Origin of the sequence: Actinoplanes sp. NPDC051411 (genome assembly GCF_040682075.1) — a bacterium.
Taxonomy (GTDB): Bacteria; Actinomycetota; Actinomycetes; order Mycobacteriales; family Micromonosporaceae; genus Actinoplanes.
Genome location: NZ_JBFBAD010000015.1, coordinates 66,528 through 79,593 on the forward strand (window position 1 = coordinate 66,528; position 13,066 = coordinate 79,593).

The following is a 13,066-nucleotide window of genomic DNA, read 5'->3' on the forward strand; positions in this document are numbered from 1 at the left end:
GTGCCGCCAGTCGCGCGTGCCGCCAGGATATCCGGCTACCGATCGTGACCCACATCACGTGCATCGTCCGGGGAGCGCGATGTGCAGGTTGTGTGTAGGACCTCGCATCCGCCCTTCGTGCCGGATGCGCGCGCGCACCACGCCGATAGACTTTCCGCTCATGAGTGAATCTCCGTCTGCCTCGTCCGGCGTCCTGGCGAGCATCACTTCGCCCGGTGATCTCAAGCGCCTCACCCACGAGCAGCTGATTCTGCTGGCGGCCGAGATTCGTGACTTCCTGGTCGCCAAGGTCTCGCGCACCGGTGGCCACCTCGGGCCCAACCTCGGCGTGGTCGAGCTGACGCTGGCCATGCACCGGGTCTTCGACTCGCCCCGCGACCGGGTGCTGTTCGACACCGGCCACCAGGCGTACGTGCACAAGATCGTGACCGGCCGGCAGGAGGCCTTCGACCTGCTGCGCCAGCACGGCGGGCTCTCCGGCTACCCGAGCCGGGCCGAGAGCGAGCACGACCTGATCGAGAACTCGCACGCCTCGACCGCTCTGTCGTACGCCGACGGCCTGTCCAAGGCGTTCGCGTTGCGCGGCGAGGACCGGCACGTCGTGGCCCTGGTCGGTGACGGCGCGCTCACCGGCGGCATGTGCTGGGAGGCGCTCAACAACATCGCCGCGGCGAAGAACCGGCTGGTCATCGTCGTCAACGACAACGGCCGGTCGTACGCGCCGACCATCGGCGGACTGGCCGACCACCTCTCCACGCTGCGCCTCAACCCGGGCTACGAGCGGGTGCTCGACCTGGTCAAGGACGCCCTCGGCTCGACCCCGGTGGTCGGCAAGCCGGTCTACGAGGTGCTGCACGCGGTCAAGCGGGGCATCAAGGACGCGGTCAGCCCGCAGCCCATGTTCGAGGACCTCGGCCTCAAATACATCGGCCCGGTCGACGGTCACGACGTCGCCGCGATGGAGTCGGCGCTGCGCCGGGCCAAGGGCTTCAACGCCCCGGTCATCGTGCACGCGGTCACCCGCAAGGGGTACGGCTACCGCCCGGCCGAGCAGGACGAGGCCGACTGCCTGCACGGCCCGGGCGCGTTCGACCCGCAGACCGGCGTGCTGACGGCCAAGCCGTCGGTGAAGTGGACCAACGTGTTCGCCGACGAGTTGGTGCGGATCGCCGACGAGCGGCCGGACATCGTCGGCATCACCGCCGCGATGGGCGAGCCGACCGGCATCGCCGCACTCGCCAGGAAGTACCCCGGGCGGGCGTACGACGTGGGCATCGCCGAGCAACATGCCGTAACGAGTGCGGCCGGCCTGGCGATGGGCGGGCTGCACCCGGTCGTCGCGGTCTACGCGACCTTCCTCAACCGCGCGTTCGACCAGGTCCTGCTCGACGTCGCGATGCACGAGCTGCCGGTCACGTTCGTGCTCGACCGGGCCGGCATCACCGGCCCCGACGGCCCGAGTCACTACGGCATCTGGGACATGAGCGTCTTCGGGGTGGTGCCCGGGCTGTGCATCGCCGCCCCGCGTGACGCGGCCACGCTGCGCGAGGAGCTGCGCGAGGCGGTCGCGGTCGAGGACGGCCCGACGATCGTGCGGTTCCCGACCGGCTCGGTCGCGCCCGACATGCCGGCCGTACGCCGGGTGGGCGTGGTCGACGTGCTGCACGAGCATTCCCGCCCGGACGTCCTGCTGATCGCGATCGGCTCGTTCGCCGGACTCGGCCTCGAGGTCGCCGACCGGCTGGCCGGCCAGGGCTACGGCGTGACCGTGGTCGACCCGCGCTGGGTGCGCCCGGTGCCGGTCGAGCTGGCCGGGCTGGCCGCCCAGCACCGCCTGGTCGTCACCGTGGAAGACGGGGTGCGCACGGGCGGGGTCGGCGAGGCGGTCGCGGCCGGCCTGCGCGACGCCCACGTCGACGTGCCGCTGCGGGCGATCGGTGTGCCGGCCGGCTTCCACCCGCACGGCACCCGGGCCGAGATCCTGGCCGGTCTCGGGCTGACCGCGCAGGACGTGGCCCGCGACGTCATCGAGTGGGTGTCGGGCCTGGACGCCACCGCGACCGGCGAGACGCAGCACGCGATCTGAGCTCTGCCATGTGAAAATTCGGCGAGGCCGTCCTAAAGGCTCCCTAAAGGGGCGCGCGGCGGGCGGCTTCGTTATCGTCTCGTTACCTTTAGGGCATGGACGTCGACGTCGCCAGCGCCCCGATCTTCATCGATCTCGGTTACGAACGCGGTGAACCGCCGACGTACGGATCGCCCGGATACTCGACGATGCCCCGGTGGGTCCCGGTCTCGATGCTCGCGGTCCTCGTGCTGCTCTTCGCCGGAGCGTCGGCCGGACCGGTCAAATCGCCGCTGTCCACCGTCTTCCAGCTCTCGGTCGGCCCGTCCGACGGCTACGCGCTGACCGAGAGAGGCAGCCTGCTCGCCCAGAGCTACGGCCAGCTCAGCTCCTACGACCTGCGCACCGGCCGGCTGAGCTGGGTGGCCGGCGAGTCGACGCCCTCCTACCGGCTGCGCACGGTCGGCAACCTGGTGCTGATGCGGCCGCTGGCGATCGGCGGCGGCGACCCCGGCACCACCGCGGTCTCGATCAACACCGGGGCCAACCGCTGGGCCCGCACCGGCAACGTGGTGACCGTGCCCGGCTCGACGACCCTGCTCGGCGTCAGCGGCCTCCGCAGCGTCACCACCGGCAACGTGCGGCGGGTGACCGGAACCGTCGACGCGATCGACCCGTACACCGGGGCCACCCTGTGGACGGTCGTGGTGCCCGGAACGGCCGTGCTGGTCGGGGTGCCGGGGCCGGGCGACGAGGGCGGCCGGATGCTGCTGATCCGCGACGACCAGACGGCCACGCTGCAAGACCTGAGCGACGGCTCGGTGCTGGCCGCCGGCAAGTTGCCGCAGGCCGACTACGGCACCGACAACCCGGTGGTGGCCGGCGGCGAGATCCTGCTGCGGCATCCGGGAGCGGTCAGCGCGGAGCTCTCGGCGTACGACCCGGCGACCCTCAAGCAGATCTGGACCATCCCGGTCGCGGGCACCTTCGCGGCCGAGTCCTGCGGAGACATCGCGTGCCTGATCAGCGCCCACGGGTTGATCGGCATCGACCCGGCGACCGGTGACCGGCTGTGGTCGCGGCCCGGCTGGTCGACCATCGAGCAGGAGGGGCGGGTGTTCGTCGCGTACGCCGGCGGGCAGAGCGCCGACAACCCGGTCGGTGTGGTCGACCCGGACACCGGCGCGATCCAGGTGCGGCTCAACGGGTGGCGGCCGGTGCCGGGAAGCGGCGGCGAGGACGCGCTGCTGGTGACACGGACCGGGGCCGCCGGAGCCCGTACCATGGTCGCCGTCGCCCGACCGGGTGACATGCAACCGCGCCTGCTGGCCCCGCTGCCGGCCGGCACCGGGGACTGTCAGGCGGCTCCCGGCCGGCTCGTCTGCCGCTCCATGTACGGGCAGCTGGTGATCTGGGCGTACGGAAAGGTTTGACCCTTGGCGCTGATCGAGCTGGACCTGACCGCCCAGCCCGGCCCCGTGCCCCCCTCGATCCCGCCCGCCCGGCGCTACCGGACTTCCGGCCTGGTCCTCGCCGTCGCCCTGGTCTTCGTGCTCGGCGGCGCCGGCGGGCCGGACACGCTGGGCTGGCGGTTTCTCGGCACCATCGCGTCGCCGCCGATCCCCGAGTCGCCGTTCCAGCTCGACGGCGACCGCGTCTACACCGCCGGCGGGCTCGGCGACCACCGCACGGTCAGCGCCTGGAGCCTGGCCAAGCCACCGGCCAAGCTGTGGAGCGTCGCGGTGCCGGCCCGCGAGATCGGCCCCGATCAGGTGGCCTACGGCGACGTGCGGGCCGCGACGGTCGGCGACGTCGTGCTGATCACCGACGGGCCGGAGACGACCGCGGTGGACGCCCGCACCGGCGCGGCCCGGTGGCACACCGCCATCGGCGTGCACCCGCTCACCGGCGGCCGGGTCGGCCTCGTGCAGGACCCGAAGTTCCGCGCCGGCACCGAGTACAACCAGGCCGGCGGCGCCCCCGGCGACCTCTACTTCAGTGCCACCGGCGTGCCGCACGACCAGCCGCCGGTCACGACCGAGTTCCGCGGCGTCGACCTGCGAACCGGCGCGACGGCGTGGACGGCCTCGGCGCCCGGCTCGGTGGTGTACTTCGACCATCCGTCCGGTGTGGTGGTGCTGGCGTCCGACCGGCTCACCCTGCTCTCGTCCACGACCGGCGCCGTCCGGCGCGCGATCGCCCTGCCCACGCTGGCCGGTCAGCAACCCCAGTCGGGACGCCTGATCGGCGACCTCGTGCTCGTCTCGTACGGTTCGGAGCACGGCGACGCCCGCAGCCTCGTCGCGTACTCGGTGCGCACATTTCAGCAGCTCTGGCGGGTGCCGCAGGCCAAGGAACTGGTCGACCCGGGCGTGTGCGCGGGCCTGGTCTGCGCCGACGCCGCGTCCGGAGTGTCGGTGCTCGACCCGGCGACCGGGCACACGCTCTGGCACGCCCCCGGCCTCGACCTGGTGCGAGTCGGCGCCGACGTGCTCGAGCAGGACACGGGCACCAGCGACGCGGTGCGGGTGGTCGACCCGGCCAACGGCGACGACGAGCTGTGGCTGAAGGGCTGGTCCAGCGACATCACGGCGGCCGACGGCAGCCCGCTGCTGCTGCGCCGCACCGACGACACCCGGGTCAGCATGTTCGCCCTGGTCGAGGACGATCCGGTCGCCCTGCGGCCGCTCGGGGCGACCCACGGCGTCGTCAGCGACTGCGCGACCGATTCGTCGTTTGTCGTCTGTCGTGGCACCGGAGTCCTTCAGGTTTTCTCCTACCGCGGGTGACAATTGGGTCTTCCGCACAGGTGGGAGTGCGGCGTGGCCAACACGATGATCGACCTCGGCGAGGCTTCCGCCGTTCCGGCGACCGAAGCCGGGCCGCCGGTGCCGTGGCGGGCCCTGCTCGGCACGCTCTCCGTCCTCCTGCTCGCCCTGACCGCCGGCAGCGCGGTGAGCACGCCCTTCCCGGCGGCCACGGTCATCCCGGCCCGCCTGGCCGACAGCACCTTCATCGACGGCGACCGCCTTTTCCTGGTCACCCGGGGCCTGATCAAGACCTACTCGCTGCCCGATGGGCACCTTCTCAGCCGTACGACCGTGGCCGTGACCGGCTCGGTCTCCAACGTCCTCGAGGCGGGCGACACCCTGGTCGTCTCCTACCAGATCGACCAGGACGGCGACCAGGGCACGGTGGCCGTGGTCGCCGGCACCGACCGGGTGCTCTGGCGGCGGCTCGACGGGCTCGCCGGCGCCTCCGGGCGGGCCGGGGTCGCGCTGCTCAGCACCGGCTACGGCGCCCGCAACCAGGCCGTCTGGCAGGCGGTCGACCTGCACACCGGCGCGCTGCGCTGGTCGACCACCCAGCCGGCCGACGGCTACACCATGGTCACCGGGCCGATCGACGAATATCCGCAGTGGTTCGTCACCGTCCAGGCCGACGGGCGGATCGAGACCCGCGACGCGCTGACCGGCCGGATCACCGCGACCCGGCACGGGCCGCCGATCGACCCGCACGCCAACTCGATCGTCTGGCCGGTCGGTGACCTCGCGATCATCGGCGGCCCGTCCGGCGGGGTGACCGCCTACCGGCTGCCCGGGCTCACGCCGGTCTGGAACACCCGGGTCGACCTGAGCCAGACCTGGATGCAGACCGACTGCGGGCTGGTGCTGTGCGCCTTCCGCCCGCAGCAGGGCATCGTGGTGCTCGACCCGGCCGACGGGCGGCTGCTCTGGGAGTCGAGGCGCTGGGCGTACGCCGAACCGGCCGGTCCCTACCTGGTCGCCGCGATGCTCAACCGGGATGGCGACGCCCCGGCCTACTGGGTGCTGGAACCGCGTACGGGCCGGGTGCTCGGGACCTTCGGCGGCTGGGACGTGGTCGCCTCCGACAGCGTGCAGCCGACGCTGTACGGCATTCACCTCGTACCCGGGCAGAACACCATCTTCTACGGCGCGCTCGATCCGGTGCGGCGCAGCGCGACGATCCTCGGCCGCGCCGAGGCGGTCAACGGCAACTGCCAGACCAGCGCCGACGCCCTCGTCTGCCGCCGCGCCGACGCCTCGGTCGGCATCTGGCAGCTTCGGTAGCCTTCCTCTTACGGCCTCTTCACACCTCGCCGACGAGGCTGTTCCGGTTGGTGGTCAAGAGGGGCCGGTCGGTAGTCAACGGAGGTCAGCGGTGCGCGTGCTGGTGGTGGAAGACGAGCGGAACCTCTGCGACGCGATCGCACGCGGTCTGCGGCGCAAGGGCATGGCGGTCGACGTGGCCTACGACGGACTGCAAGGCCACGAGATGGCGTACGTGACCAGGTACGACGTGGTGGTTCTCGACCGCGACCTGCCCGGCATGCACGGCGACGAGATCTGCGCCGCCCTGGTCGCCTCGGGCGCGCTCACCCGCGTGCTGATGCTCACCGCGAGCGGCACGGTGGCCGACCGGGTCGAGGGCCTCCAGCTCGGCGCCGACGACTACCTGGCCAAGCCATTCGCCTTCGAGGAGCTGGTCGCCCGGGTGCAGGCCCTCGGCCGGCGGGCCACCCCGGCCGCCCCGCCCGTGCTGACCGTCGGCAACCTGATCCTCGACCAGACCCGCCGCGTCGTCACCCGCGGGGGAGTGCCGGTCGACCTCACCAACAAGGAGTTCGGCGTTCTCGAGGAGCTGCTCAAGGCCCGCGGCGGCGTGGTGTCCAGCGAAGAACTGCTCGAACGGGTGTGGGACGCCAACACCGACCCGTTCACCACCACGGTGCGGGTCACCGTGATGACGCTGCGCAAAAAGGTCGGCGACCCGCCGCTGATCGAAACCGTGGTCGGGGCCGGCTATCGCGTCCCCGAACCGGTGGTCCTCTCATGACCGTCTACCTAGGACAAAGCCGGCGACGGTTCGAGCTCAGCCTCCGCCCCACCCTGCGGCTGCGGCTTACCCTGCTCAACGGCATCCTGCTCGTCGGGGCCGGCGCCATCCTGGTGCTGCTGGCCTGGCTGCTGGTCGGCGACGCGATGCACCCGGTCGACGCCCTCCGGCACGGCTCCACGGTCACCCTGGCCGACGGTTCCACCCGCGACGCGCTGTCCTGGCAGACCGGACTCGTCCACCGGGCGTCCCGCGAGGTGCTGGTCAAGGGCCTGGTCGCGCTGCTGGCGATCGGCATCATCGGCATCGCGGGGGCGTACGCGGTGGCCGGGCGGGCGCTCCGCCCGCTGCACCGGGTCACCCAGACCGCCCAGCGCCTCGGCGAGGAGACCCTCGACCAGCGCATCCGCTACTCGGGCGCCGACGACGAGGTGGCCGAACTGGCCCGCACGTTCGACGCGATGCTCGACCGGCTGGGCGGCGCGTTCGAGTCGCAGAAACGCTTCGTCGCCAACGCCTCCCACGAGCTGCGCACCCCGCTCGCCGTCATGCGCACCGAGATCGACGTGACCCTCAGCGACGACGAGGCCGACGTCGCCGAATACCGCCGCATGGCCCAGGTCGTGCGCAACGCCTCGGAACGGGCGAACGGCCTCGTCGACGCCCTGCTGGTGCTGGCCCGCTCGGAGGCCCAGTCCGGCCGCCGCCTGGTCCGCAAGGTCCCGGCCGACCTGGCAACGAGCGTCTACAACGCCCTCTCCGCGGTCAAGGCGGAGGCCGAGCGCCTCAAGCTCGACGTCACCACCGACCTCCAGCCGGCCCACGTGGTCGGCGACCCCAGCCTTCTCGACCGCCTGGCCGGCAACCTGATCGAAAACGCGATCCGCTACAACCACCTGCTCGGCAAGCTCTGGCTCCGCACCGAGTCGGTCGACGGCCAGGCCCGCCTGATCGTCGGCAACACCGGCTACGAGGTCGAACCGGCCGACGTGCCGGGCCTGTTCGAGCCGTTCCGCCGCGGCGGGTGGGAACGCACCGGCTCGCGCGGCTCGGGCCTGGGCCTGTCGATCGTCCGCGCGGTCTGCGACGCCCACGGCGGCACTGTTTCGGCGGTGGCCCAGGAGGGCGGCGGCCTGGAGGTCACGGTCGCCCTGCCGACCGCCGACACGACCCCGGTCGTGGCCGCCACGGCCAGCGTCCCCCGAGCCAAAAACCTGGGCATCGCGTGACCGCCCGCGTCAGTACCCTTCACCCATGAACGAATCGCTCCCGCGGCCGATCATCGCCGTCGCCAGTGGCAAGGGCGGCGTCGGAAAGTCGAGCGTCGCGGTCGCGCTCGGCCGTGCGCTGGCCGGGGCGGGCCGTCAGGTCGGGCTGGTCGACGCCGACATCGCCGGCCCCGACGTGCCGCGCATGCTCGGCCTGCGCCGCGACGTGCCCGCCAAGTCGATCACCCTGGCGCGGTGGCCGGGCGTCGGCCGGGGCGCTTCCGGCTCTTCCGGCTTTTCCAGGGCTTCCGGCGCCTCCAGGGCTTCCGGCGCCTCCGGGGCTTCCGGCGCCTCCGGGGCTTCCGGCGCCTCCGGGGCTTCCGGCGCTTCCGGGGCTTCCGGCGCTTCCGGCGCTTCCGGACTGGAGGCCATGGAGGTGGACGGCCTCAAGGTCGCGTCCGTCGGCTTCCTCATGGCCGGCAGCCAAGGGCTCGCGCTCGGATCCGACCTGGCCGACCTCATGCTCGGCCGACTGATCAAGGAAACCGACTGGGGCGACGTCGAGGTCCTCGTCGTCGACCTGCCGCCGGGCATCAGCTTCACCCAGCAGGGCGTGCTCTCCGGCGCCGGCAGGGTCGCGACGATCCTCGTGGTGACCCCGGCCGAGGTCTCCCACCAGGACACGAGCCGGGCCCTCAGCACGCTCCGCGAGGTGCGGACGCCGGTGCTGGGCGGGGTGGAGAACATGGCCTATTTCGAGTGCCCCTGCTGCGGCGAGAAGACCGACCTGCACGCGCCGGCTCCCGACGACCGCACCATCTGGGCCGACGGCGTCCCCCTGCTCGCCCGGCTCCCGTTCCGCCCCCGGGCGGCGATCGAGGCCGCCGACCTCGCCCCGGTTCTCGACGCGGTGGCGGCCCACATCGCCGCCTGACCCGGCCGGCGCCTCAGGCTCCCAGGTGACGGTGCAGGAACGCGGCGGTCGCGTCGGCCGCCCGTCCGACGTAGGGCTCCACGTCGTAGAGATCGATGTGCCGTTCGGCATCCAACCAGCGGATCTCCTTCGGCCCGGGCGCGGCGGTGTATACCGCCTCGGCCAGTTCCGGCGCACAGTAGGCGTCGGCCCGGCCATGCACGACCAACAGCGGCGTGGCCGAGAGCAGCGGGGCCGAGCCGAGTGCGTCGAAGGTCATGAGCGTATGCAGCGAGCCATAGGTGAGCCGGTTCTCCCAGTGCGCGGCGGCCGACCGCTCCGTGCCGTAGTAGGCGAACGGCTCGTCACCGCCCATCGCCGCGGGCGCGCCGCCGGCCGCGACCGCCGGAAGCTCCTCGTCGTAGCGCTCGAGGAATGAACCGAGCGCGCGCCGATAGCCATCGGGATCGCCGGCGCTGAAGCGGGCCGGGCTGTTGTACCCGCCCGCGATGCCGACGACCGCGCCGATCCTCGGGTCGGTGGCGGCCGCGCGGATCGCATAGCCGCCGCCCAGACAGATTCCGACCACGGCCACCCGGGCGGAATCCACGGCGGCGAGCAGACTCACCGCCGCCCGCAAGTCGGCGAGCTTGCCCTGGCTGTCCTCGTGGGCGCGCCGGCCGCCGCTCTCCCCGAAACCGCGATGGTCGAAGGCGAGCGTGGTCAGGCCGCGTTCGTGCAGGCGGGCCGCGTACCCGCCGACGACCTGCTCCTTGACCCCCGTCAACGGTCCGGTCAGGACGACCGCGGGCGCCCCTCGGCCGGCCACGGCGAGCTCACCGACCAGCGTTATGCCGTCGGCGGTGAAGGTGACTCGCTCTGCGTTGGACATGCCGGCCGGTTCCCCTCGACGTCTATCGTTGGCCCGACGCTAGGCCGGGCCGCGCTCGCCGAACAGAAGGCACTTCGGGGTGCCCTTGGTCCGCACTGTCTTCGGGAGGGCTCATGTCGCTGGTGATTCCGGACGTCCTCGAGGAGAGCTGCACGACGCGGCAGGCACTCGAACGGCTCGCTTCGAAGTGGCGGGTTCTCCTCATCTATGCGCTGCTCGCCGGCCCGCAACGGCACGCCGAGCTGCGGCGCCGGGTCGCGGGCATCACCCAGAAGGTCCTGACCGAGACCCTGCGCGACATGGAACGCGACGGGCTGGTGCAGCGCCGGGTCCTGAAGGAGACGCCGCCCCAGCACGTCGAATACTCACTGACCGCTCTCGGCAAGACGCTGCAGGAACCGCTGGCCGCCATCTGCGCCTGGGCAGCGGAGAACACTACGACCTGATCGCCCGCCGAGTCGGGCGTCGGTGGTCTGTGCGGCGGGGGAACAGGGCTCGGCGCTCGGCGCCCGGCGGCTCAGGCGGCGAGTTCGGTGTCGGTGGTCTGGGCGGCCTCGCGGCGGACCGAGCGCCAGCGGGACGGGCTGATGCCCAGTTCGGCGGCGAGTTCGGCCTCGGTGATCGCGGGGCGCTCGGCCTTGATGCGGGCGGCCAGCGCGACCGTCTCGGCCGGGGTCCGCCGGGAGCGGCCGGCCGGGGCATTCTTGGCCGGGGAGTCGGCGCGGCGTTGCGCCGGGACCGACCCTGTGTTGGTGCCGCCGCGGCCGTTGGCGGATGCACGGCCGTTGATGGCCGCGCCGCCGTTGGTAGCTCCACGGCCGTCGCCGGGTGCGCTTCCGTTGGCGCCGACGCGGCCGTTGGTGGGTGCGCCTCCGCTGGCGCTACTGCGGCTGTCGCCGGGTGCGCCTGCGTTGGCGGATGTGCGGCCGTTGGCCGGTGCGCCTGCGTTGGCGGATGTGCGGCCGTTGGCGGATGCTCCGAGGCTGCGGCCCAGGGACTGGGCGTTTCCGCCGCCGCGAGTGACTGTCGGGTTGAAGCCGGTCGTCGAGCGCGGCAGCGCCGTGGCCGCCTCGGCCAGAGCCGCGGCCGTGCTGCGCCGCAGCGGCGACGGCATCTCCACCGCCGACGAGCCGCCCTCAGACACGCGCGCCGACCCCGATCGGGCCGATCCCGCGCGGGCGGTCACGACCGGGTTGGCCCCGGTGCGGGCCGCGGCGGCCCGGATCAGGCCCGGGTCAGGCGACGGGGTGGAGGCCGGTTCCTCGGGGAAGGCGTCAACCATGATGTGCGAAACCTCGTCGCCGGGCTGGCCCAAGTGGGCGTCGGCGGCGCCCCTCGACGCGGCGGTAAGAGACGCGGCTGCAGGCGACTGGGGCGCCACGGCCGCGGCCGCCAGCTGCGAGGCCGGCGCCGCGGCGACTGGGGCTGCGGCGGCCGGGGCTGTGGCCGCTGGCGCTGCGGCGGCTGGCGCCACGGCGGCTGGGGCTGTCGCGGGCTGTTCCAGGGACGCGATGCGGCCACCGAGCTCGACCAGGCAGATGCTGGCGACGACGATCAGGCCGTCGACCGACAGGGGGAGGAGGTAGGGCGACGCCCCGGTCTCGCCGTAGCGGGCGGCCACGCCGGCCATGTGCCAGTACGAGACCCAGGCGGCGATGCTCGCGATGATGGCCGTGGCGATCAGGCGGGACGCGGCCAGGAAGCGGCGGCCGACCGGCACGCGGGAGATCAGCTCGACGGTGAGCAGCAGCGCGACCGGCGGCCACGCCGCGATCGCCTGGCTGATCGGGTTGTCCAGGGCGTGCAGGATGTTGGCCAGGACGGACGCGGCTACGCCCAGCAAGAGCGTGGCTCGTACCGCCCAGCGGATGCGACGCAGTTGCGGGAGTAGCACGGGGGACGCTCCTCGGCCGTCGGAATCTTTGGGCGGGCCCCATCCTGACGGCTGGACATGACAGAACCGCCCCCGGCCCGGAACCGTGACCGGTCCGTGCCGGGAGCGATGCGACCTTGTGACCGGGTCGCCCGGTGTGTCGGCTTGACCGCGCGTCGGCGCAGGTCACAGCCTCAGCGTGTCAGGACTTCTTCTCGACCTGGGCCCGCACGGTCGGGAACTCGGCCTTGGCCTTGCTCGCCGACTTGAAGTACCACACGATCAGGCCGAGGCTGTTGTCGTCGGCCCAGCTGCAGATCGCCGTGTCGATCGAGCTGGTGGTGGTGCTGCCGCACTTGGCCGAGCCGCCGAACGAGCCGGTCGACGCGTTCGTGATGTTGCTGATCTTGAGGCCGCTGATGCCGGCGCCGTAGAACAGCTGGTCGATCGCGTCGCTCGGGTTGTCGATCGGGGCCTGCGTCGCCGCGAGTGCCACGATGTTGCGCTTCGCGGTCGAGCCGTAGAGCGCGCCGACCGTCTTCGTCGAGTCGGGCACCAGGGCCAGGCTGCTCTTGAGCTGGCTGGCCGCGCTCGAGAACTGCGAGTCGGTCAGCTTGGGCCGGCCGCCGAGCGTCTTCGGCTCGACGATCGTGATCGACGCCGCGTTCTTGGTCGGCGGGGCCGACGGCTCGTCGGTCGGGTCGGTCGGGTCGGTCGGTCCGACCGGGGCGGTCGTGCCCGACGTGGTGACCGTGTCTTTGTCCTTGTTGGCGTTCTTGCCGACCAGCACGACCGCAATGATGCCGCCGACGCAGAGCACCAGCACGACCGCGACCGAAAGCAGCACGATCGGCAGCGTGCGGTTTTTCTTCGGCGGGGCCGGCGGCGGGAAACCGGGCGCCGCGTAGCCCGGCTGCTGGCCGTAGTCAGGCTGGCCGTACTGCGGCTGCTGACCGTAGTCGGGCTGGCCGTATTGCGGCTGCTGACCGTAGTCGGGCGCGCCGTAAGGCTGGGTCGGCGGATAACCCGGCGGCACCGAGGTCGGCACGTCAGGGTTGGGCTGGCCGGGATATGGCTGGCCCGGATATGGCTGGCCCGGATATGGCTGGCCGGAGGGCTGGCCCGGATATGGCTGGCCGGAGGAGGGTTGGCCCGGATAGGGCTGCTGGCCCTGATATGGCGGCTGCCCCGGGTAGGGCTGGCCGGAAGACGGCTGCTCGCCGTAGGGCGGGCCGGGGTATGGCGGCTGCGACATCAA

Annotated in this window: 11 protein-coding genes; 8 read left to right on the forward strand and 3 right to left on the reverse strand. The window is 72.6% G+C overall.

Features of this window, described 5'->3' with window-relative positions; genetic code table 11:
- Nucleotides 1–160: 160 nt before the first annotated feature.
- From dxs to AB0M88_RS11190, 7 genes are all read left to right on the forward strand, one after another.
- Nucleotides 161–2,086 carry a 1-deoxy-D-xylulose-5-phosphate synthase gene (gene dxs, locus AB0M88_RS11160; RefSeq protein ID WP_364098916.1) on the forward strand — a complete coding sequence of 642 codons (1,926 nt, stop codon included), beginning with the start codon at nt 161–163 and terminating at the stop codon, nt 2,084–2,086.
- A 95-nt stretch (nt 2,087–2,181) separates the two neighbouring features.
- Nucleotides 2,182–3,498 carry a PQQ-binding-like beta-propeller repeat protein gene (locus AB0M88_RS11165; protein WP_364098919.1) on the forward strand — a complete coding sequence of 439 codons (1,317 nt, stop codon included), beginning with the start codon at nt 2,182–2,184 and terminating at the stop codon, nt 3,496–3,498.
- A gap of 3 nt (nt 3,499–3,501) precedes the next feature.
- On the forward strand, nt 3,502–4,854 hold the full coding sequence (locus tag AB0M88_RS11170; protein ID WP_364098922.1) for a PQQ-binding-like beta-propeller repeat protein: 1,353 nt from the start codon (nt 3,502–3,504) through the stop codon (nt 4,852–4,854).
- 33 nt (nt 4,855–4,887) lie between these two features.
- Nucleotides 4,888–6,156, forward strand: coding sequence for a hypothetical protein (locus tag AB0M88_RS11175; protein WP_364098925.1), 1,269 nt, complete (start codon nt 4,888–4,890; stop codon nt 6,154–6,156).
- 91 nt (nt 6,157–6,247) lie between these two features.
- Entirely contained in the window at nt 6,248–6,922 is a 675-nt protein-coding gene (locus tag AB0M88_RS11180; protein ID WP_364098928.1) for a response regulator transcription factor, read from the forward strand.
- Nucleotides 6,919–8,151: a HAMP domain-containing sensor histidine kinase gene (locus AB0M88_RS11185; RefSeq protein ID WP_364098931.1), complete on the forward strand. Its 1,233-nt coding sequence runs from the start codon at nt 6,919–6,921 to the stop codon at nt 8,149–8,151. Before AB0M88_RS11180 ends, AB0M88_RS11185 begins: the two co-directional genes overlap by 4 nt.
- Nucleotides 8,152–8,176: 25 nt before the next feature.
- Nucleotides 8,177–9,064 carry a P-loop NTPase gene (locus AB0M88_RS11190; protein ID WP_364098934.1) on the forward strand — a complete coding sequence of 296 codons (888 nt, stop codon included), beginning with the start codon at nt 8,177–8,179 and terminating at the stop codon, nt 9,062–9,064.
- A 13-nt stretch (nt 9,065–9,077) separates the two neighbouring features.
- Here AB0M88_RS11190 and AB0M88_RS11195 read toward each other — a convergent pair whose 3' ends face one another.
- Nucleotides 9,078–9,935 (reverse strand): alpha/beta hydrolase, encoded by an 858-nt coding sequence (locus AB0M88_RS11195; RefSeq protein WP_364098938.1) that lies wholly within the window; start codon nt 9,933–9,935, stop codon nt 9,078–9,080.
- A 113-nt stretch (nt 9,936–10,048) separates the two neighbouring features.
- Between AB0M88_RS11195 and AB0M88_RS11200 the strand changes: the two genes are divergently transcribed.
- Nucleotides 10,049–10,381: a helix-turn-helix domain-containing protein gene (locus tag AB0M88_RS11200; RefSeq protein ID WP_364098941.1), complete on the forward strand. Its 333-nt coding sequence runs from the start codon at nt 10,049–10,051 to the stop codon at nt 10,379–10,381.
- Between the two features lie 71 nt (nt 10,382–10,452).
- On the opposite strand, the gene AB0M88_RS11205 is transcribed toward AB0M88_RS11200, so the two are convergent.
- A complete protein-coding gene (locus AB0M88_RS11205; RefSeq protein WP_364098944.1) occupies nt 10,453–11,829 on the reverse strand; it encodes a DUF2637 domain-containing protein in 1,377 nt (458 codons plus the stop codon).
- Nucleotides 11,830–12,010: 181 nt separating this feature from the next.
- Nucleotides 12,011–13,063 (reverse strand): hypothetical protein, encoded by a 1,053-nt coding sequence (locus AB0M88_RS11210; RefSeq protein WP_364098947.1) that lies wholly within the window; start codon nt 13,061–13,063, stop codon nt 12,011–12,013.
- Nucleotides 13,064–13,066: the final 3 nt, after the last annotated feature.

Excerpts from the sequence above, each read along its gene's own strand:
- dxs (WP_364098916.1), top strand. The coding sequence starts at position 161 with ATGAGTGAATCTCCGTCTGCCTCGTCCGGCGTCCTGGCGAGCATCACT.
- AB0M88_RS11165 (WP_364098919.1), top strand. The coding sequence starts at position 2,182 with ATGGACGTCGACGTCGCCAGCGCCCCGATCTTCATCGATCTCGGTTAC.
- AB0M88_RS11185 (WP_364098931.1), top strand. The coding sequence starts at position 6,919 with ATGACCGTCTACCTAGGACAAAGCCGGCGACGGTTCGAGCTCAGCCTC.
- AB0M88_RS11190 (WP_364098934.1), top strand. The coding sequence starts at position 8,177 with ATGAACGAATCGCTCCCGCGGCCGATCATCGCCGTCGCCAGTGGCAAG.
- AB0M88_RS11195 (WP_364098938.1), bottom strand. The coding sequence starts at position 9,935 with ATGTCCAACGCAGAGCGAGTCACCTTCACCGCCGACGGCATAACGCTG.
- AB0M88_RS11200 (WP_364098941.1), top strand. The coding sequence starts at position 10,049 with ATGTCGCTGGTGATTCCGGACGTCCTCGAGGAGAGCTGCACGACGCGG.
- AB0M88_RS11210 (WP_364098947.1), bottom strand. The coding sequence starts at position 13,063 with ATGTCGCAGCCGCCATACCCCGGCCCGCCCTACGGCGAGCAGCCGTCT.